The 20,009-nt window shown below is 71.3% G+C and carries 18 protein-coding genes; 9 read left to right on the top strand and 9 right to left on the bottom strand.

Annotation, left to right across the window (positions count from 1 at the left end):
• The first annotated feature begins 422 nt into the window (after positions 1 to 422).
• The gene (locus tag WMF12_RS43985; protein WP_437854666.1) at positions 423 to 1,319 is read left to right on the top strand and encodes a hypothetical protein; all 897 of its coding nucleotides are present in this window, start codon (positions 423 to 425) and stop codon (positions 1,317 to 1,319) included.
• 81 nt (positions 1,320 to 1,400) lie between these two features.
• Here WMF12_RS43985 and WMF12_RS43980 read toward each other — a convergent pair whose 3' ends face one another.
• Entirely contained in the window at positions 1,401 to 1,703 is a 303-nt protein-coding gene (locus WMF12_RS43980) for a hypothetical protein (protein WP_437854665.1), read from the bottom strand.
• 35 nt (positions 1,704 to 1,738) lie between these two features.
• Here WMF12_RS43980 and WMF12_RS43975 point away from each other — a divergent pair, with 35 nt between their 5' ends.
• The 3 genes from WMF12_RS43975 to WMF12_RS43965 all read left to right on the top strand — a co-directional run bounded on the left by WMF12_RS43975 (position 1,739) and on the right by WMF12_RS43965 (position 4,678).
• The gene (locus WMF12_RS43975) at positions 1,739 to 2,314 is read left to right on the top strand and encodes a hypothetical protein (protein WP_437854664.1); all 576 of its coding nucleotides are present in this window, start codon (positions 1,739 to 1,741) and stop codon (positions 2,312 to 2,314) included.
• Positions 2,315 to 3,465: 1,151 nt separating this feature from the next.
• Entirely contained in the window at positions 3,466 to 3,825 is a 360-nt protein-coding gene (locus WMF12_RS43970) for a hypothetical protein (RefSeq protein ID WP_437854663.1), read from the top strand.
• Between the two features lie 316 nt (positions 3,826 to 4,141).
• Positions 4,142 to 4,678, top strand: a complete 537-nt coding sequence (locus tag WMF12_RS43965; protein ID WP_437854662.1) for a hypothetical protein — start codon at positions 4,142 to 4,144, stop codon at positions 4,676 to 4,678.
• Between the two features lie 456 nt (positions 4,679 to 5,134).
• Here the strand turns inward: WMF12_RS43965 and WMF12_RS43960 are convergent, their stop codons facing one another.
• From WMF12_RS43960 to WMF12_RS43930, 7 genes are all read right to left on the bottom strand, one after another.
• A complete protein-coding gene (locus tag WMF12_RS43960; protein WP_437854661.1) occupies positions 5,135 to 7,312 on the bottom strand; it encodes a hypothetical protein in 2,178 nt (725 codons plus the stop codon).
• 9 nt (positions 7,313 to 7,321) lie between these two features.
• Positions 7,322 to 9,367 carry a DCC1-like thiol-disulfide oxidoreductase family protein gene (locus WMF12_RS43955; RefSeq protein WP_437854660.1) on the bottom strand — a complete coding sequence of 682 codons (2,046 nt, stop codon included), beginning with the start codon at positions 9,365 to 9,367 and terminating at the stop codon, positions 7,322 to 7,324.
• Positions 9,364 to 10,518 (bottom strand): tryptophan 2,3-dioxygenase family protein, encoded by a 1,155-nt coding sequence (locus WMF12_RS43950; RefSeq protein WP_437873953.1) that lies wholly within the window; start codon positions 10,516 to 10,518, stop codon positions 9,364 to 9,366. The genes WMF12_RS43955 and WMF12_RS43950 overlap by 4 nt, the downstream gene beginning before the upstream one ends.
• A 191-nt stretch (positions 10,519 to 10,709) precedes the next feature.
• Complete coding sequence (locus WMF12_RS43945; RefSeq protein ID WP_437854659.1) at positions 10,710 to 11,396, bottom strand: hypothetical protein; 687 nt, start codon at positions 11,394 to 11,396, stop codon at positions 10,710 to 10,712.
• A 19-nt stretch (positions 11,397 to 11,415) separates the two neighbouring features.
• Entirely contained in the window at positions 11,416 to 11,823 is a 408-nt protein-coding gene (locus WMF12_RS43940; protein ID WP_437854658.1) for a hypothetical protein, read from the bottom strand.
• Positions 11,824 to 11,997: 174 nt separating this feature from the next.
• On the bottom strand, positions 11,998 to 12,339 hold the full coding sequence (locus WMF12_RS43935) for a hypothetical protein (protein ID WP_437854657.1): 342 nt from the start codon (positions 12,337 to 12,339) through the stop codon (positions 11,998 to 12,000).
• Positions 12,340 to 12,492: 153 nt separating this feature from the next.
• Positions 12,493 to 13,962 carry an MBOAT family O-acyltransferase gene (locus tag WMF12_RS43930; RefSeq protein WP_437854656.1) on the bottom strand — a complete coding sequence of 490 codons (1,470 nt, stop codon included), beginning with the start codon at positions 13,960 to 13,962 and terminating at the stop codon, positions 12,493 to 12,495.
• A gap of 348 nt (positions 13,963 to 14,310) precedes the next feature.
• On the opposite strand from WMF12_RS43930, the gene WMF12_RS43925 reads away from it, so the two are divergent.
• The 4 genes from WMF12_RS43925 to WMF12_RS43910 are packed head-to-tail and all read left to right on the top strand — an operon-like array spanning position 14,311 to position 17,101.
• The gene (locus WMF12_RS43925; RefSeq protein WP_437854655.1) at positions 14,311 to 14,871 is read left to right on the top strand and encodes a hypothetical protein; all 561 of its coding nucleotides are present in this window, start codon (positions 14,311 to 14,313) and stop codon (positions 14,869 to 14,871) included.
• A gap of 2 nt (positions 14,872 to 14,873) precedes the next feature.
• Positions 14,874 to 15,674, top strand: a complete 801-nt coding sequence (locus WMF12_RS43920; protein ID WP_437854654.1) for a polysaccharide deacetylase family protein — start codon at positions 14,874 to 14,876, stop codon at positions 15,672 to 15,674.
• A 34-nt stretch (positions 15,675 to 15,708) separates the two neighbouring features.
• Positions 15,709 to 16,464 carry a SirB1 family protein gene (locus tag WMF12_RS43915; protein ID WP_437742681.1) on the top strand — a complete coding sequence of 252 codons (756 nt, stop codon included), beginning with the start codon at positions 15,709 to 15,711 and terminating at the stop codon, positions 16,462 to 16,464.
• A 52-nt stretch (positions 16,465 to 16,516) separates the two neighbouring features.
• Positions 16,517 to 17,101: a Uma2 family endonuclease gene (locus WMF12_RS43910; RefSeq protein WP_437854653.1), complete on the top strand. Its 585-nt coding sequence runs from the start codon at positions 16,517 to 16,519 to the stop codon at positions 17,099 to 17,101.
• 115 nt (positions 17,102 to 17,216) lie between these two features.
• Here WMF12_RS43910 and WMF12_RS43905 read toward each other — a convergent pair whose 3' ends face one another.
• Positions 17,217 to 18,854 (bottom strand): ATP-binding protein, encoded by a 1,638-nt coding sequence (locus WMF12_RS43905; RefSeq protein WP_437742679.1) that lies wholly within the window; start codon positions 18,852 to 18,854, stop codon positions 17,217 to 17,219.
• Between the two features lie 278 nt (positions 18,855 to 19,132).
• On the opposite strand from WMF12_RS43905, the gene WMF12_RS43900 reads away from it, so the two are divergent.
• Positions 19,133 to 19,990 (top strand): CPBP family intramembrane glutamic endopeptidase, encoded by an 858-nt coding sequence (locus WMF12_RS43900; protein WP_437713292.1) that lies wholly within the window; start codon positions 19,133 to 19,135, stop codon positions 19,988 to 19,990.
• Positions 19,991 to 20,009 lie beyond the last annotated feature (19 nt).

Here is a 20,009-nt window from a genome sequence, read left to right as displayed (position 1 = left end):
CCCCGGGCGCGGCCGATACCGCGGCTTCCGGTACGTCACGATCGGGCTCGTCTCGCTTTTCAGAATGAAAACACACCGCTCTCGCCATGTCGTCCGAGTGAAGGCGCCGGGTGTCCAAGCCGGAGCAGAATCGGAGGGCCAGCTACGCAAGAGCCACACCGGACGCCATGTCCGAGGCATCGGTACGGCGTTGGCGACCGTCGAGGGCTTGATTCCGCTCGTGCGCCCGAGCGCCGTCCCCTCTCGTTCAGCCCCGTGCCCTGACCGTCGGGGGCGACGCGGGTCACATGGCGTGATGACCCCGAGGAGCTCTCCGGAATTCATGAGTGGGAGGACGCTGCTCGGCTCCTGCGGGTCCCACCGCATGAGCCTGGCGCGCCACGCCAATCCAGCATGATCGCAACCACTCGTGAGACCACTCCATGCCCTCAGTGACCCATGACGCCCTGGTGGAGCTGTTCAAGAACCGGCCGACGCTGGCCGCCGAGATGCTGCACGACGCGCTCGGTCATCCGGTCCCGACCTTCACGGAGGCGCGCGTCGAGTCCTCCGATTTCACCGAGCTCGTGCCCTCCGATCGCCGCGCGGACGTCGTCGTCGTGCTGCTGGTCGGCGAGCAGCAGCAGCCCGCGATGGCCATCGTGGTCGAGGTCCAGCTCGGCGTGGACCCGGACAAGCCCTACGTCTGGCCGGTGTACGTCACCCAGACGCGGGCCCGGCACCGCTGCCCGACCCGGCTGCTGGTCGTGACGATCGGCGCGGCGATGGCGCGGTGGAGCGCGCGGCCGATCGACACGGGCCACCCTGGCTGGACGCTGACGCCGCTGGTGCTCGGGCCCCAGCGCGTCCCGGTCGTCACCGACGTCGAGCAGGCGAAGGCGGCGCCCGAAATGGCCGTGCTCTCCGCGATGGCGCACGGACAGAGCGAGGCGGCGGAGGCGATCGGCGAGGCATTCTTCGCGGCGGCGGCCGGGCTCGATGAGGAGCGCCGGGCCGTCTACGGGGACCTGGTGCTATCCTCGCTGAACGCAGCGGCGAGGCGGAGGTTGGAGGCGATGATGAAGAGCGGTTACCAGTTTCAGAGCGAATTCGCGCGCGGCTACGTGGCGAAGGGCCGGCAGGAAGGCCGGAAGGAGGGAATCCTCGAAGCCAAGGCACACGACGTGCTCGCCTTCCTCGAGGCCCGCGGGCTGGAGGTCCCCGCCGAGGTGCGGGAACGCGTCCTCGCGAGCACCGACCTCGACGAGCTGGACCGCTGGATCCGCCGCGCCGCCGTGATCAGCGACGCCCGGGAGCTCCTCGCCACGACCGGCTCCTGAACCAACGCTTCGGGCCCCAGGAGCAGCCGAGCGCGCTGTTCCTATCGCCAGACGGCGATGCAGGGTGTCTTCGGCGCCAGCCTACTTCTCCGTGCTCGCCTCCTTGAGCGGGGGCAGCAACGCCGGCAGCCCAGGACCCGGCCGATACCCCGGCTTCCGGTACGACAGGATCGGCATCGCCTCGTTCTTGTACGGCGCCCTCTTCCCCAGCTTCAGGCACTGATCTCGCACCCAGTACACGTCGCACGCCACGATCTCGTCCTCCGGCCGCCCGGTACGCTCATGATACCTGAGCAGGTAGTCCTGGAGGCCCGGCTTGCGAAATCCCTCGTTCCGATGCGGCTCACACGCCGTGACGAATCCGAGGAGCTCCGCGGAATTCATGAGTGGGAGGACGCTGCCCAACCGGGCTGCTGGTCGTGACCATCAACGCGGCGATGGCGCGGTGGAGCGCGCGGCCGATCGACACTGGCCACCCTGGCTGGACGCTGACGCCGCTGGTGCTCGGGCCCCAGGGCGTCCCGGTCGTCACTGACGCCGAGCAGGCGAAGGCGGCGCCCGAGGTGGCCGTGCTCTCCGCGATGGCGCACGGACAGAGCGAGGCGGCCGAAGCCATCGGCGTGGCCTTTTTTTCGGGGGCGGCGGAGGGGCTCGATGAGGAGCGCCGGGCCGTCTACGGGGACCTGGTGCTATCCTCGCTGAACGCAGCGGCGAGGCGGAGGTTGGAGGCGATGATGAAGAGCGGTTACCAGTTTCAGAGCGAATTCGCACGCAGCTACGTGGCGAAGGGGCGAGAAGAAGGGATGCGCGAGGGCACCCTGAAGACCAAGGCGCAGGCCGTGCTCACCTTCCTCGAGGCCCGCGGGCTGGAGGTCCCCGCCGAGGTCCGGGAACGCGTCCTCGCGAGCACCGACCTCGACGAGCTGGATCGCTGGATCCGCCGCGCCGCCGTGATCAGCGACGCCAGGGAGCTCCTCGCCACGACCGGCTCCTGAACCGACGCCCCGGGCCCCAGGAGCAGCCGAGCGCGCTGCCCCTATCGCCAGACGGCGATGCAGGGTGTCCCCTGCCCTCCCTACTTCTCCGCGCTCGCTTCCCTGAGCACCGGTGGCAACGCCGGCAGCTCCGGACGCGGCCGATACCCGGCGTCCGGTACGACAGGATCGGAATCGCCTCGTTCTTGTAGGGCGCGCTCTCCCAAGACGGCCCGCGCCTCCAACGGGCTCCGTGCGCTGCGGACGCCGCCGCTCCAGGGACGCGGCCGGCGACGCCAGAATCGCGGACTCGATGCAGTGCGCACATAACTGAGAGCTGGGTCGCCTGTTGACGCCGCCCTCAATGGGAGAAGCATCCGGAGTCGGGGAAGAACATGGGGCACCGGCTGAAGGTGGAGACGCGCATGCCCGTGCGTTGCGGCTGTCCCTGTGCGCTCTTCGTCGATTCGGCGCCCGCCAAGGCAGTCGAGTTCGGCGTTGGCATTGGCATAGCGCGAACCAGATCGGGGCTGGCCCCAGGCTTGCGGTCAATCCTTTCGCCGGGTTGCCTTACCGCTGGGCCTCTCTGTAGATCGGGGGAGAGTCGAAATGAGAAAAGTCTTTGCCATCCTGCTTCTTGGTCTTGTAGCTTGCAACTATGACATGGGGGAATGCTGGGTCCGCGGTGAGGAGACGAGCGGAGCCGGCGCTGGCAGCATTATTCCTACGACTGGTTCCGGAGACTTCGGTGACGCGCCCCCCGAACGGCAGAACGCCGAGGAACCAACCGAGTGCGACAGCACGGAGCCGAGTCGCCCCGACGACAGCGGTCCGTCGCACGATGACGATCCGTATGAAGCAGGACTGAAAGTATTCTGCGCCACGCCAGACCATGGTACCACATGCTCAGAACGGTGCTTCGCGAAGGGAATCGGATGCGTCGCGCTCGCCGTACACCCATACAAGCCCGATGGCGGAAACGGCAAGCTGTTTTCATGCAACGACTTAACAATCGGGTTCATGTACGGATATCATTACCCGAATGGCGACGACTGCTATTATCCAGTCAGCGGCCTGCCATTCCCGAAGGTCTGTTCCTACTCTGGGAATGACTAGGTCTCTACAATCGGCCGTCGCAACGCCGACGAACCAGGAACATTGCCGAGGGCAGCATGGCGGACATCGAGAAGCTGCTGGTCGATTTCTACAACGGGGCACATATGGTCGACATCGTCGCCAAGTGGGCTTTTGCGGTCGCAAACCGACAGATGGTTCTTGAGAATCTCGCGTCGTTCGAACGGGCATACGAGCAGCTCGTCGAGCTTCGCGCAGCGGGGAAGCTCGGCGCCGGAGCGGCCGACTTCTCAGCGGAGAACCTCGACGTGGTCAAGCGAATCAACCAGCTGATCGCGCCGGGATTCGACAGCGACGAAGCGCGTCAATCAGCTCGAGAGATACATGCTTTGGCTGAACGATGCGCGCGAGCGCTGCAAAAAAGCGACACGCCTCCCGCGGGACAAGGAAGTCAATGACCCCGAGGAGATGGGCAGCCCACGCGGGGTGAGAACTGTTGACGCTCCGCCGGCAGCCGCGGACGCGGCCGATACCCCAGCTTGCGGTACGACAGGAGGTATCGGAACGGTGTCGGCGCCTTCCCGAGGACCGGCGTCCGCCCGTGTGCCCGAGAGCTCTCACGCGCGGCAGCGTGCCCTGATCGCCGGGGGGCGCACGCGGGTCACATGGCGTGATGATCCCGAGGAGCTGCCCGGAATTCATGAGTGGGAGGACGCTGCTCGGCCCGTGCGGGACCACCGCACGAGCCTGGCGCGCCGCGCAAATCCAGCATGATTGCAACCACTCACTGGCCACCCTGGCTGGACGCTGACGCCGCTGGTGCTCGGGCCCCAGGGCGTCCCGGTCGTCACCGACGCCGAGCAGGCGAAGGCGGCGCCCGAGGTGGCCGTGCTCTCGGCCATGGCGCACGGACAGAGCGAGGCGGCGGTGGCGATCGGTGAGGCGTTCTTCGCGGCGGCACCCGGGCTCGATGAGGAGCGCCGGGCCGTCTACGGGGATCTGGTGCTATCCTCGCTAAACGCAGCGGCGAGGCGAAAGTTGGAGGCGATGATGAAGAGCGGTTACCAGTTTCAGAGCGAATTCGCGCGCGGCTACGTGGCGAAGGGGCGAGAAGAGGGGATACGCGAGGGCACCCTGAAGACCAAGGCGCACGACGTGCTCGCCATCCTTGAAGCCCGCGGGCTCGAGGTCCCCGTCGAGGTGCGGGAACGCGTCCTCGCGAGCACCGACCTCGACGAGCTGGACCGCTGGATCCGCCGCGCCGCCGTGATCAGCGACGCCCGGGAGCTCCTCGCCACGGCCGGCTCCTGAACCGACGCCCCGGCGCTCAGAAGCAGCCAAGCGCCCCGCCTCCGCCGCCAGAAAGTGCCCCGGGGTGCCGCCCGCATCGGTGTTGACCAAGCTCGTTCGGTCGCGCTCAGGTCACCGTGCCCGCCCCACTCCACCCCCCAGCGGTCACCAACGTGAACGTGGTCGTGGTCGTGGTCGTGGTCGTGGTCGTGGTCGTCGACGACACGATCGTAGACGTGAACGTTCCGCCGGTACCTTGGTCGACGATTGTCGCTGCCTCCGTTTGATTCCGCGCAACCGAGTTCCGGGTCGCGTGGGAGCGAGACGTTTACGTTCACGATCGAGCCGTTAACGACCACGACCACGACCACGACCACGTAAACGTTCACGTTCACGACCACGTTGGTGACTGCTGGGGGCGGGCTTGGTGCGCTGAACGAGCTTGGTTAACACCGAGGGGGATTCCCCCACGCCAGCCTATTTCTCCGCGCTCGCCTCCTTGAGCGGCGGCGGCAGCGCCGGCAGCCCCGGACGCGGACGATACCCCGGCTTCCGGTACGACATGATCGGGATCGCCTCGTTCTTGTACGGCGCGCTCTCCCCCGGCTTCGGGCACTGATCTCGCACCCAGTACACGTCGAACGCCACGATCTCGTCCTCCGGCCGCCCGGTCCGCTCATGATACCTGAGCAGGTAGTCCTGGAGGCCCGGCTTGCGAAACGCCTTGTTCCGATCGAGCCGGATCCGGTTGAAATAGTCCTGCTGGATCTGCCCGAGCCCCAGCCCCCGCGCGTCGGAGAGGTTCAGATCCGGCGGGAGCCCCGTGAACGGATCCACATGCCGGCCGTCGACCGTGATCGCGTCCACGCTGATCGACCCGTCCTCCGTGATCGGGTTCGGCGCGAACATCCCCCACCCCTGGAGGATGCGCGGATACACGATCGTCGCCTGCACGAACTTCGGCTGAGTGTGCTTGAAGAACGCCGGCACGCTCTTGTTCTCGTTGATGGCCTGGCTCACCGCGCAGAGCCCAAGGTACGCGACCAGCGCCTCCCGCGCGATCGTCCTTCCGCGGGCGAAGCGCTCCGCGAGCGGCGACGGGCTCTCCACCACGCCCGCACCCCGCCCGCGCGGCGCCCGATCCAGCCCGAAATACCGCGCTATCCCGTCGCGCCGCCTCGAGACGACCCCGAGCAGCGCGCCCGGCGCGCCGAGGGCCAGCGCCCAGACGAACGGCCAGGCAAAGCGACCTCCAGGGAGCGCCTGCACGATCTCGCGCACCGCCGCCGCGCCGCGGAACACCCGCCCATCCGCCGGGTCGGTCGCGTCGCGCACCTCGAAGAGCTCCGGCCGGAGCTCCCCTCCCCCGGCCGCCTCCGCGCTGCCCGCCGGGACAGCGCGCGCCTCCTCGAACCGGAGCAGCTCCAGCGCGTCGAGCCGGACAAGGAAGCGCATGAGCGCGAACGCGAGCGGCGAATCGCCGTCATAGACAACGACCCGGGGCGCCGCGCGGCGGCGATACCAGCGCTCGAGCGCGTCCCAGTGCTGCGCCGTCGGCAGCAGGAACGACCAGGCGATCATGAACCACGAGAACGGGCCGAGGCGCATCATCACCCCGAACGAGCCGTGCAGGGCCCACATCCCCCCCATCGCGAGCGCCCGCGTGAAGCGGCGGCCATAAGGCGAGAGGATCCACGTGATGAGCAGCGCCTCGAGCACCAGCACGCCCCAGGTGAGCCCCTTCATCGCCCAGAAAGGGATGAGCTCCCGCGCGAGGACGGCGATCCCGGTCACCATGCGATCGAGGTGCAAGACGTAGTGCACCGTCTCGCCGCGACGCCAGATCTGGCCCGACTTGTTGACGACGTTGAAATAATAGATGGTCGCCAGGTTCAGGATCGCGAGGAGCACGATCCCCGAGACGTACGGCCGCTCGGCCCACTCGGGGCGCCTCCGATCCGCGAGATCGGCGGCCGTCCGCTCCCGCCGCTCACGGTACGAGCGAATCAGCGCGTCGACGGAGAAGCGCCTGCCGGTCGGCATGAACATGGCCCAGCAGGTGATGATGTTCACGACGACATAGCCGCCGTTCTCGATCATGACGATCCGGTTGTCCCTGCTCGCCACGAGCACGAACGCCAGGATCGAGAACAGCCGCGTGTTCCATCCGACGAAGAAGCAGAGGAAGCAGAAGAGCGAGAGCGCGAACGCGACGTGGACCTCTCCCGTCGACGAGAACGCGTGATACAGGCTGAAGTTGTATCCGCTGCTCGGGTGGAAGAGGTGATAGTGGTTGGTGAGCACCCCTTCGTTGCTGTAGATCCAGCTCGCCTCGGCCCAGTGGCGCACGCAGTCGGCCGAGAGGAGGAAGCCGAGCACCAGCCTGAACAGGCCGAGCGTGCGGACGTCGATGGTGCAGTAATGCTCCTTGATCCATCGCCCCACGCGCCGGAGGCGCCCCTCGGCCGGACGCCTCGGAGCCCCGCCCTCGGGCGCTCGCGGCGCGCCCTCACCGCGCGGCGCGCTCTCCCGCGGCTCGCCCTCGCCGGGCGGAACATCCCCTGTCGACGCGCCCTCACCGGGCGGCGCGCCCGCGCCACTTCCGAGCGCCGCGTCGGGTTCCGCGGCGCTCGGGTCCTCGTCAGGCCGACCCATCCGAGCGCCTCAGTTCGGCTTGCCGTGCCGGCGGAGGGTCGGCACGAGGGGTAGGCCCCCCTCGCCCAGCTTTCCCGTGCCACCCCGCGAGTGCGAGAACAGCTTGTCCCGCTCGAAGCTGCTCGGCGCGGGCTCGCCCGGCGCGGGGATCGACGCCGAGACCCAGTACGCATCGAAGCCCGACAGCGACGCCTCGCGCCCTTTTCCGGACGCCTGGGGCCCGCCCTTCGCGAGGTAGTCGCGGAAGGCGCGCTGGTAATCGGACCACTCCGGCCGCCGGATGCGATCGAGGTAATCGGACCAGAGCTGGCCGAGCCGCGCCCCGGAATGCCCCGCAGGCTGGAGCCGCGGCTCCTCCCCGGTCAGCGGATCGATCGGCTCCGACGCGCGCGTCTGGCCGTCGATCACCATCAGCGCGTTGTCCCGCGGCGGCTCGGGCGCCATCACGTTCCACCTCGCCAGCATGCGCGGCCACGACGCCACGCCCGCGAGCACCGCCCCCTGCGGGACGGCCGCCGCGCCGGGCAGCGGGTTCTCCTTCGCCGTCTGCGCCAGCACCGCGGCGAGCACCACGAGCACCGCCGCCTCCCGCAGCGACCCCAGCGCGAGCCGCGCCGTCCGCACCGCCGGCGCAGGGACGTCCGGAGCGGGGCCCGCGTCGCCGCCGTCCGCTCCGCCCTCGTCGGGCAGCGGCATCCCGCACGCCTGCCGCCCCAGGAGCTCGCTGATGCGGTGCCGGCGGGCCGCGACCACGTCGTAGAGCGCGTTCAGGAGGTGCGAGATGCCCGGCAGCTTGAGCGGCCAGGCGAGCCAGCCGAGCGGCAACGCCAGGAGCCCCTCGGTCACCGCGGCGCCCCGCATGTACACGCGCCCCTTCCGGTCGATCGCGAGCGCCGTCCGCTCCACGAGCTCCGGCGTGACCTCCTTCGGCATCGGCACGCGCTCCTCGGCCCCCGTCTGGTTGCGGACGTAGAGCTCGTCGAGCGTCACATTGCCCTGGAACGTCAGGTGCTCGCGCAGATCGAGCCGCTTGACCAGGCGCGCCAGGAGGAGGCAAACGCCGCAATCCGCGTCGTACACGAGCGTGCGCGCGCGCCCCTCGCTCCAGGAGCGCTCGTACACGTCCCAGAGCTCGCCGGGCAGCACGAGCGGCGCCGCGGCGGCGAGCGCCCAGCCGAACAGCCCGAGATCGAAGAAGACCCCGAGGATCAGCCCGTGCAGGACCATCAGCGCGGCCGCGACCCCGCGCGTCCAGCGGAAGAGCGCCGGGACGAAGAGCAGCGCCGGGATCGCGAGCTGCATGGCCCACGTGCCGAACGTGAGCCCGCGCAGCGTGCCGAGCGGCAGGACGTCGCGGAGCCAGATGCCCGCGTCGCTCGCCAGGCGCTCGGCGTGGAGCGCATAGTAGAACGCCGTCCCGTCGCGCCACGCCTCGCCGCGCTGCTGGAGCGCCGTACAGAGGTAGATGAGGGCGAGCTGCAGCAGCACGGCCAGCGCGGCGAGCGACGTCGGCGACCACCCGGGCAGGCGCTCGGCCGCGATCTCGGCCTCCGAGGCCCTCGACCTGTCGTTCAGCTCCGTGTCGCGCTTCTCGTCCCGCAGGGCGAGCGAGGCGCGGAGGCTGTCGAGCGACAAGCGGCTCCCGCACGGCAGGAACGCCGTGAGCGCGAGGATCGCGATCGCCGCGTAGTTGCCGGCGTTCTCCAGCAGGACGTTCCTCGACGTCAGGCTCACCAGCACGAGCAGCGAGAGCACATGGAAGACGCGCGTCCGGTGGCCGATGAGGAACAGGGCGTAGACGACGAGCGCCAGCGAGAAGGCGAAGTGGGCCTCTCCCTCCGTCGAGATGGCGTGGAACAGGCTGAAGACCTGCTGTTTGCCCCGGAGGTTGAAGAGGTGGTTGTGGTTCGGGAGGACGCCCTCGTTCGAGTAGAAGTCCCGCACCCATCGCCACCGCCCGAAGAGGTCGGCGATAAGGACCAGCCCGAAGGTGATGCGAAACAACCCGAGCGAACGGGCATCAAGGCGCAAGAAGTGATCGCGAAGTGATTTCACGGAGAGTCCTCGACACGGAATCCGTAATCCGATGCGTGCTCGAGCTCAGGGACGCTCGGCTTACGCAAGAGCAGGGAGCGCACCGTCCAGAGATCGCCGAAGACGCGGTAGCGCAGCGCGGTCTGGTCGAGGTAATCGACGCCCGCGGAGCCGCCCGTGCCGGTGCGCCGGCCGATCACCCGCTCGACCATCCGCGCGTGGCGCTGCCGCCAGATGAGCATGGCCTGCTCCATCTCCAGGATGCGGTCGAGCACCTCGCGCGGCCACGCGAGCCGGGGCAGCTCGCGGTAGCTCTCGATGAAGACGATCGCCGCGCGGACCGCCCGGCGCTTCTCGCGCGTGGCCGCGTCGGCCGCCGGATCGTCCTCGGCGAGCAGGAACGCCTCGGCGGCCGCGCTCTCCGCCTCGTAGCGCGCGCGGAGCCGCTCGACGTCCGGCGGGGTGAGCGCCTTGTCGATCGCCATCTGGACGCGGCGCTCGTTCTCCTGGCGCATCGAGCGCGTGTAGCTGCGCAGGAAGCTCACGACGCCTTCCGGCTCGCTCGATCCGTCGATCGGCGTCCGCGAGAGCCACTCGTCCAGGAAGTGCTTGAGGCTCGGCCCGCTCGCGAGCCTCGCCTCCACGCGGCGCGTGGCCGCCGAGGGCGCGCCGTCCGCGGTCTTGAGCGCCTCCTTGTAGCTGCCCTCCCGGCCGAGCGGGATCCGGAGCGCGTCGTCGAGGCCCAGCAGGAGCTCGATCTCGCGCAGCTGCGCCGACTGGAAGCCGCTCGCGGGGATGAGGCGATCGCGGAAATCGAGATAATCGCGGGTCGTGAGCGTCTCCATGACCCGGAAGTGCTCGATCGCCTGCTCGAAGATGGTGACGACCCGCCGGAACGAGCGCGCCGCGGAGGCGAGCTTCTGATCGGGCACGGGGTTCTGGCGGAAGAGCTCGCGCGCCGAGGTGAGCTCCCGGAGGATGAGCTTGAACCAGAGCTCGTAGATCTGGTGGACGACGATGAACAGGGCCTCGTCGTTGCCGACCTTCTGCTCGTCGTCGTCGAATCCACCCTGGAGGGCGAGCAGCTCCTCGACGTGGATGTAATCCCAGTAATTCATGTCCTTGGTGATTCGAGAGGCGCCGCCAGCGGCGTTCGTGTGGCGTGTTCGCAGCAAGCGGTGCGCCCGCGCCACGAGCGGCGCCGGGAGTCTACTTCCCGCCCCCCAGGAAACGGAAGGGCCTGGCACGGGTCGCACGGATTGCGCGTCTGCGCAAAAAGCAGCGGGATGCGCCGCCGGGCGAGCGCGCGCGGCGAGGCGGGGCGCGCGCGGGCGGCCTCCACCGCGGAGCGCGCGCGGCGCGCTCAGGGCGCGCTCGCGGCGCCGGGAGGTGGATCGGCCGGGGCGCGCCGCACGCCGTCGGGGCCCATGTCGACGGGCGGCGCGTAGCTCTTGAGCTCGGCCCGCTCGTGGCTCGCCCCGCCCGCGGCCTCGATCACGACCACGCCGACGTCCGGGCAGAACGTCGACACGTAGCGCGCGGGCCTGTCGCCGAGGCGCTCCTCCACGGTCTGCACGCACCCCGTGAACCGCCCCGCGGGCACCTCGATCGCCACGTCGACCGCGGTGATCCGCGCGCGGCCGCCGTGCTCGCCGGTCCACGTGGTGCCGGGCGCGATCGGCTCCTTGAGCACGAAGACGCCCGTGTCGCCGCGGATCACGCCCTCGCCGGTGAACTCGAAGCGCTTCACGCCCGAGGGGAACCGGAGCTCGCCGCGGCGCGCGTCCGCGCGGTGCACGCGCGCGACGAGGAGGCCCTGCTCGCCGCCCTCGCTCATGGTCGCGTAGTGGTAGATGTGCCCGTCGACGAGCGGGAAGTAGCGCTCGGCCCGCGTGCCCGAGGCGGCGCCCCGCTGCCCGTCGGGCGCCGCGTTCCACGCCGCGGGCCGACCCGGGCTCGGGGCGCCACCGCAGGCGATCAGCGCGAGCGCGAGCGCGGCGAGCCAGCGCGCCGGGAGGCGGCGTGAGGGACGTCCGGGCTCGGCGTTCACCGCGCTGCCTCCTCGGGGATCACGGGGCCGCGTGGCCGTGGGACCAGTACCAGAGCGCGAGGAACGCGAGCAGCGCCATGGCCGCGACGAGCAGGACGACGGCCAGCGGGTCGGGGTCGATCCGGCGCAGCAGCGCCCGCGCCGCGCGGCGGATCTCGTCGCGCTCGGCCTCCTTCGCGAGCCGCCCCGCCTCCGCGCGGACCAGCGCGTAGTCGCCGCGCTCGAACGCCTGCTCGAGGCGCTCGATCTCGGGATGGCGAGGGCGCGCCGGCGCGGCGTTGCCAGGGGGCGGCGCCGCCTTCTCGTCGCGCCGCTTCCCGCGCTTCTTCGGCGGGCGCCGCGGCTCGGCGTCGGACTGCGCGTCCGGCGGCGAGCTCGGATCCGGCTCGGGCCGGGCGTCGGTGTCGGCCTGCTCCGTGTCGGTCACGTACAGCTCTCGGTGGTGATGTAGGCCATGGCCGAACCCGCGGCAGATCCCCGGGACGGCGCAGGCTACCTCAGGCCCGGCCGCGCGTGCCCGAAAAAGGCCCGAAAACCCGCTGTCCGCCGGCGCGCCGCCCGGACGCCGGGCGCGCAGCGCGTTCATCCGATGCGCCCCGGCCTACTCGAACGGCAGCCGGTTCCGCTGCCGGTCGACCTCGCCCGGATCCGGGCGATCTCGCCATGGGACCATCGCCTCGCCCTCGCCGCTCACCACGCAGCGGAGCGCCTCGCAGGCGGCCCGGTAGTACGCCTTGCGACCGCAGCCGACGGCCTTGAAATGACCGCCGAGCTGCTCCTCGATGCGGACGTCCTTGTCGGCGCAATCGAGGTCGGAGGTGGCGCGCGCCCGGATCATCGGCATCGCGTTCGACGGCACGTTGGACACGCTGCACGCCGGGGAGAGCGCGCCGGCGAGGAGGACGGCGAGGGGGGCGAGGGCGGCGAGACGGGGCGGGCGCACGGCGAGAGCGTAGTGCACCGTTCGGCTCGAAATCCCGAGAAATGAACCGCGGCGAGCCGGGGAGCCCACCGCGCTCGCCCTCGATGCCGGCGCCCTCCGCCTCTCGCGTCGCCTGGCCCGCCCGCTCGCCTCGGCGCCCGATCCGGGCTGCGATCAGAACTGGAAGTACACGAACGGCACCGCGGCCGCGCTCGCCGCCTCGTGGAGCCCGATCGCCACCAGGAACAGCAGCGCGCCCTGCACCGGCGCGGGCGCCGCGATGAAGGCGCCGCGGGCGCGCTCGTAGAGGCGCTCCGGCACGTAATGGGACAGGAGCGCGACCCCGAGCAGCGCGACGAGCACGGGCGGGAGGTTCGGGTGGAAGGTCGTCAGCGTGCCGATCTGCCGCAGGATGAGCACGGCCTGCGAGAACGTCGGCACGCGGAAGAAGATCCACGCGAAGCAGACGTAGTGGAACGTCAGCAGCACACACAGCGCGCGGAGGGGAACGCGGGAGAGGGGCGAGCTCGCGGTCGCGCCCCCGCGCTCGCCGGCGGATCGCCGGCGCTGGACCGCGCGCTGGAAGGCGCGCGTCACGGCGAGGCCGAGGCCGTGGAGGAAGCCCCAGAAGACGAAGTTCCACGATGCCCCGTGCCAGAGGCCGCCGAGCAGCATCGTGATCATCAGGTTGCGGTACGTCGCCAGCTCGGAGCCGCGGTTGCCGCCGAGCGGGATGTACAGGTAGTCGCGGAGCCAGGTGGAGAGCGAGATGTGCCAGCGGCGCCAGAAATCGGCGAGGTTGTGCGCCTTGTACGGCGCGTCGAAGTTCTTCGGGAACCGCACGCCGAGCAGGAGCGCCGAGCCGATCGCGATGTCGGTGTAGCCGGAGAAATCGCAGTAGATCTGCGCGGCGTAGCCGTAGACGCCCGCGAGGACCTCCAGGGCCGAGTAGTTCTCCGGGCGCTCGAACACGCGGTCGACGAGGTTGAGCGCGAGCTGGTCGGAGAGGACGACCTTCTTCACGAGGCCGATCGCGACGAGGAACAGGCCCTCCCCGCCCTCCTCGAGGGTGAGGCTCGGGGCGCGCTCGAACTGCGGGAGCAGGTCCCGCGGGCGAACGATCGGCCCGGCGACGAGGTGGGGGAAGAAGGCGACGAAGAGCAGGTAGCGGAGGTAGCTCTTGTGGGGCGGGAGCTCGCCCCGGTACACGTCGACGACGTAGCTCATCGACTCGAACGTGAAGAACGAGATGCCGACCGGCGGCAGGAGCACCCGGAACGCGTGGCCCACGCTCGCCGGCTCGCCCGTGAGCAAGGCGCGGAGCGCCGCGGCGTTCTCGAGCGCGAAGTTCCAGTACTTGAAGAACCCCAGGAACCCGAGGTTCAGCGCCACGGTGGCGATGAGCATCGCGCGCCGCGCCCGGGGCCGCTCCTCGCGGGCGATCGCGCGGGCGAGCAGGAAGTCGACCGTGGACGAGGCGAAGATGAGCGGCAGGTAGCGCCAGTCCCAGGCCGCGTAGAACCCGTAGCTCACGAGCAGCAGGAACACGAGGCGCGGCCAGGCGCCGGCGTACCGCACGAGCGCCCACGATCCGACGAAGACGGCGGCGAAGAACTCGGCGTAACGGAGGGTATTGAAGAGCACGGCCGGTCGGACCCCGGGTCAGGCTGCGGCGAGGGGCGCGGCGCGCGGCGGGGCCGAGCGCGTTGTCGAGGAGGAGCGGGCTACCCGGGCGGTGGGGGGCCGTCTACCACAGGGAGCGCGGCGCGGTCGCGCTCCTGGCGCGGCCCGATGGCGCCGCGCGGTCGCGCTCACAGCGCGGCGCCCTGCGGAACGTCGCGGAACGGCGCGGAACGGTACGGAACGGCGCGGAACGGTACGGAACGGCGCGGAACGGCGCCGGGAACGCGACCGCGCGGGGCCGCGTTTCAATGGCGCCATGGCGCCGCGCCATGTTGAACGGCGCCCCGCGTCGTGCCAAGGATGGAGCTGATGCTGGGTCGCCTGATCCTCGGGGTTGTGAAGGGGCTCATCGTGGGGGGCCTGCTGGGCTTCGCGCTGGCGAAGCTCGGCTTCGCCGCGCCCATGGCGATCGTCGCCTACCTGGCCGCGGCGCTCGCCGGGGTCCTCGTGGGGCTGGTCGCGGGCAAGCCCATCTGGGCGAAGGACGCGAAGATCGAGGCGGGGATGAAGGCCTTCGTCGGGGCGCTGCTCGGCGCCGGCCTGATGTACGCCGCGCGCAGGTGGCTCACGGTGCCGGTGCCGCTGCCGCTCGGCGAGCTCGGGGGCGCGAACCTGTCGCTCGGCGAGGCCGCTGGGAGCGCCGGGACGTTCGGCGGCCTGGCGATCACGTCGCTCGCCGCGATCGCCGCGCTGCTCGGCGGCTTCTACGAGGCCGACAACGACCCCTCGGACGAGGAGAAGCCGGGCGCGAAGCCGGCGGTGAAGGCGGCGGCCGGGGGCAACAACAAGCGCATCGCCGCCTCCGCCGCGGCGGACGAGCTCGACGACGACCTCGAGCTCGAGCCCGAGAAGAAGCGCGCGAAGAAGTAGCCGTGCCGTTCGCGCGGGCCCTCCTCTACGCGGCGTCGCTCGGCGCGCTCGCGCTGGTCGCGCGCTCGCTGCTCGTCGCGCCGGTGCCCATGGCGGTCGCGGGCGCGGCCATCGCCGGCTACCTCGCGCTCGTCCTGTGCGGGGTCTTCTTCCTCGGGCTCGGGATGTTCGTCGACGTCGTGAAGCGCGGCCCGCCCGGCGCGCGGGGCGTGGCGCTGACCTTCGACGACGGGCCGAGCCCGGAGCACACGCCGGCGGTCCTCGCGCTCCTCGACGAGGCGGGCGTGAAGGCGACGTTCTTCGTCATCGGCCGCAAGGCCGAGGCCCACCCGGAGCTCGTCCGCGAGATCGCGGCGCGGGGCCACGCCATCGCCCTGCACAGCCACGCGCACGACCGGCTCTTCTCGCTGCGCTCGGCCCGCCGGGTCGAGCGCGACCTCCGGCAGAACCTCGACGTCATCGAGCGGATCACCGGCACCCGCCCCACCCTCTTCAGGCCGCCGGTCGGCCATACGAGCCCGCGCATCGCCCGCGTGGTGGACGCGCTCGACCTCGACGTAATCGGCTGGTCGGCGCGGGGGTTCGACGGGCTCGCCGGGGCGGACCCCGGGCGGGTGGCGGCGCGGATCATCCCGGGGCTCCGCGACGGGGCGATCGTGCTGCTCCACGACGCGGCCGAGCGCGACGACCACGCGCCCGCGGGGCCCCTGGCGCTCCCGCGCATCCTGGCGGCGATGGAGAAGCGCAACCTGGTCGGGGTCCGCGTCGACGCGTGGCTCGACGACGGCGCGCGGGACGCCTAGACCACCTCTGTCGGGTGGCGCTACGCTCGGTCCGATGGCCGCGCCGGTGAGTCTGACGCTCTTTGCGCATATCGCCGGGAGACCGGAGGACGAGCTCGACCTCGCCGAGGCGGCGCTCCTCATCGACGACGCCGCGTACCCGGGCCTCGACATCCCGCACTACCTCGGCGTGCTCGACCGGCTCGGCGGCGAGGCGCGGCGCGCGGTCGATCGCCCCCTGCGCGCCGCGGAGGCGACGCCGGGCAGCGGCCCCATCGAGCAGCTGCTCCGGTGGTTCTACGGCGACCTCGGGTTCCACGGGAACTCCGGGGACTACTACGACCCGAAGAACAGCTACCTGCACGAGGTCCTGGATCGCCGGACGGGCATCCCCATCACGCTGGCCGTCGTCCTCCTCGAGGTGTGCTGGCGCGCGGGCCTCGAGGCCCAGGGCGTCTCGTTCCCGGGCCATTTCCTCGTGAGGACGCCGGTCCGCGGCGGCGTGCTGCTCATCGACCCGTTCGAGGGCCGCCTGCTCGGCCGGGACGATCTGCGCGCGCTGCACACCCGCGCCACGGGCGCCACGCGCGATCCGGAGCCGCGGCTGCTCGTGCCCGCGCAGAAGCGGCAGATCCTGGTGCGCATGCTGAACAACCTGCGGTCGATCTACTCGAGCCGCTCGGACGCGTCGCGGCTGCGCAGCGTGCTCGAGCGGATGCAGGTGCTCGCGCCGACCGACGAGCTCCGGAAGGAGCTCGATCAGCTCGGCGGCGAGCGCCCGTGGCCGTCCGCGGGGCGGGACGTGAACTGACGCGGCCCGATCGCCGCTCGCGCACCGCGCGCGATCGGATACGCTCGTCGGCATGGGTCAACCCGCCACGACCCCCCCGACCTTCGAGGAGCTCTACCAGAGCATCCGCGCCCTGCCCGAGCACCTGACGGGCGAGATCCTGGAGCCCGGCGTCCTCCGAACGATGTCGCGGCTCGGGAAGCGCCACCGCCGCGCGGCCAGGCTCTGCCTGCACGGCCTCGTCCCGTTCGACGCGAACGTCGGCGGCGTCGGCTGGTGGATCGAGCCCGAGACGGAGATCCGTTTCCCCGGCGGCCGGCTCGCCGTGCCTGACCTGTGCGGCTTCCGGGTCGAGCGGGTCCCCGAGCTGCCGGACGAGAACCCGCTGACCATCCTCCCCGACTGGTGCTGCGAGGTCCTGTCGCCGCGGACCGCCCGCGACGACGTGGCGGTGAAGCTGCCGCTCTACGCGCGCTCCGGCGTCGGCTGGAGCTGGATCGTGGACCCGATGCGCCGGCTGGTCGAGGTCTTCGAGACGGTCGGTGGGAGGCCGGCGCTCACGGCGACCGCGCAGGACGACGAGCGCGCTGTGCTACCGCCCTTCAACGGAGAGCTCGCGGTCGCCTCGTGGTGGATTCCGGGCGCCGCCGAGGAGTAGAGCGCTCCCGCCCAGGGGAGGGCGGGGGCTCGCCGCCAGACGGGAGAAGCGAGGGCCACTGCCGATCGCTCCGTTCGCGTGGAATCGAGCCTGGGATCGCGCGTTGGCCCTCCCATCACCCATGCCCGTCGGCCGCCCCCGGCAGCAGCACCACGAACCGCGCCCCGCCGTCCGCGCCTCGCTCGACCCCGATCGTCCCGCCGGCCGCCTCCACGAGCCCCCGGCACACAGCGAGCCCGAGCCCTGTCCCCTCGCCGACCTCCTTGGTCGTGATGAACGGCTCGAACAGCGTCTCGCGGACCGCCTCCGCGATCCCCGGCCCGTTGTCCTCGACCTCGATCCGCGCGCCCCCGCCCGCGCCCCGCGACGCGCGCACCGCCACGCGCCCCCCGACGCGCGGCACCGCGTCGGCCGCGTTCAGGAGCAGGTTCAGGAGCACCTGCACGAGCTGCCCGTGCGCGAGCGGCACGGCCGGCACGTCGGGCGCGACGTCTCGCTCGAGCTCGATCGCGCGGAACGCCTTCTGCGGCGTGACGAGCGAGACGACGTCGCCGATCGCCTCCGCGACCGACCCCGAGGGGAGGTGCCCTGCCTCTCCATCGTCGCCGGCCTCGGCCGCGCCCCGCGCCGCGGGCCGGGCGAAGTCGAGCAGGTCGCGCAGGATCTTGTGGATCCGCTCCGTCTCCCGCTTCATCCGCTCGACGAAGTCGCGCTCCTCGGCCGGCGTGAGGCCCCCGGCGAGCAGCAGATCCTGCAGGCCGAGGATCGCCGCGAGCGGGTTGCCGATCTCGTGCGCGAGCCCCGCCGCCAGGCGCCCCACGGACGCGAGCCGCTCCGAGCGGACCAGCCGCTCCTGCGCGCTCTTCAGGTCCGCCGCGTAGCGCTCGATCTCGGCGATCTTCGCCCGCAGCGACTCCTCGTCGGCGCGGAGGCGGCCCGTCATCAGCGCGAGGCTCGCGCCGAGCTCCGCGAGCTCCCGCGCGCCGGCCCGCGGCACTTCCAGGTCGCGCGCCCCGCCGGCCACGCGGCGCGCGGCCTCCGACACCGCGTCGATCGGCCGCACCACGAGGTGCGTCATCGAGATGTACGCGAACACGAGCAGCGCCAGCGCCACGATGCCCGTGTAGAGCGCCACGATCCGCACGAGCGGCGCGGCGGCCACCGTCGACGGGTCGGTCGGCACCAGCACGGCCACGGAGCCCGTCGACGTCGCGGGCGCCGGCTCCGCGAGAGACGCCGCCTCGCGCGCAGGCTCCGGGACGACCACCAGGAGCGCATCGCCGCGCGCCGTCCGCACCGTCTTCAGCACCTCCGTGCCGGCCTCCACCGAGGCGGGCAGCGCCGCCGCGATCTCCGGCTCCCCGGCGCGGCCCGAGAGCGCCCCGGCCGCGTCGTAGACGCCGATCGCCGACGCCCCGTCCGGGCCGAGCTGCGCCTCTAGCAGGAGCGAGAGCTCCGGGGCGGAGCGGGTCGTCCGCGCCGCGGCCACGTGCCCGGCGATGGCGCGGCCGATCGCGCGGGCGCTCGACGCGCGCGCGCCGCTCATCGTGGCCCGCGTGAGGCTCGCCACGGCGAAGAAGAGCGGCACGAACGCCAGGAGGAGCAGCGCGCCGAGCGCGAACAAGAGTTGAAGCCGGATCCCGAGCCGCACGGTGTGGTCTGCCCCCTGTCGTACCGTCCTCGCCCAGCTCGGCGCCCGCTCGTCCGCGGCATCGCGCTGGGCTCGGAGGAACGACCTCTCTGATAGCGGCATGCGCGCCCATGGCAAAGCTCGCGAAGCTCGCAACGCGCGCAACGCGAGCAACGCTCCGACGAACGGCTGGGCCTGGTACCCGCCGCGCCGGCCTGGTACCCGCCGCGCCGCGCTGGTACCCGCCGCGGCAGCCAGACGTGAACGACGTGAATGACGTGAATGACGTGAATGACGCAAACAACGTGAACCACGCTGGCTGTTACAACGGCGAACCTCTTACGCGCTTGATCGCTCGCCCAGAGGCGTGACATCATGGCTGGTTCAATGGGGATAGTCTTATGAGCTTGCTCGAATCCTCCTCCGACGTGATCGACCCACACCATGTTCCTTTCCTCGCCGGCTCCGCCGCCCGCGACGCGCGCCCGTCGACCGGCCGGCGCGACCGCTCGACCGAGCGCGCTGGGCTGGCTGCGGCGAGCGACGCCGATCACGACCTGCTCCGCCTCGAGATCGAGCTCCTCCGCCGCGGCGGTCGGGACGCCCTGGAGCTGCGCCGGGAGCTCGCGGCGTTCTTCTTCGTCGTCATCGCCCTCTTCGGCGTCGCGCAGCTCGTCCGGGATCTCATCCGCGCCGATCTGCCGCCGCTGCTCCAGATGGGCTATTCGTGGGGTTTCTTGCTGCTGCTCCTCGTGCCGATCGGGTGGTTCGTCCGGCGGCAGCCGCTGCCGCTCGCGCGGCTCGGCGTGACGCTCTCGGGCGCGCGGCATAGCCTCCGCGAAGCGCTCGTCATCGCCGCCATGGCCTTCGCCGCGTGCCTCGCGCTCCGCGCGGGGCCGGCCCTGCGCGGCGAGCCGTGGCTCGACTGGGGCTCGGTCGCGGGGTATTCGGGCCTCGAATTCGCGATCTTCCTCGCGAGTTATGGGCCGCACTGCCTGCTCCAGGAGTTCATCGCGCGCGGCGTGATCCAGACCTCGCTCGAGCGGCTCCTGCCCGACGCCGGGCGCCTCGCGCCCATCGTCGTCACCTCGGTGCTCTTCGGCGTGTTCCACCTGTATGTCTCGCTGGCCTTCGCGGTCATCACCTTCGCCGCGAGCGTCCTCTTCGGCCTCTTTTACGCGCGCCACCGCACCCTCGTCGGCGTCACCGCCGTCCATCTCACGGTCGGCCTCGCCAGCGTCGCCGCTGGCCTCAACTGACGCTCTCCGCGACAGGCAA

Source organism: Sorangium sp. So ce363 (genome assembly GCF_051520435.1).
Taxonomy (GTDB): Bacteria; Myxococcota_A; Polyangia; order Polyangiales; family Polyangiaceae; genus Sorangium; species Sorangium cellulosum_B.
Note: the sequence above shows the minus strand (reverse complement) of the source record. Positions and strands in the feature narration are given on the sequence as shown.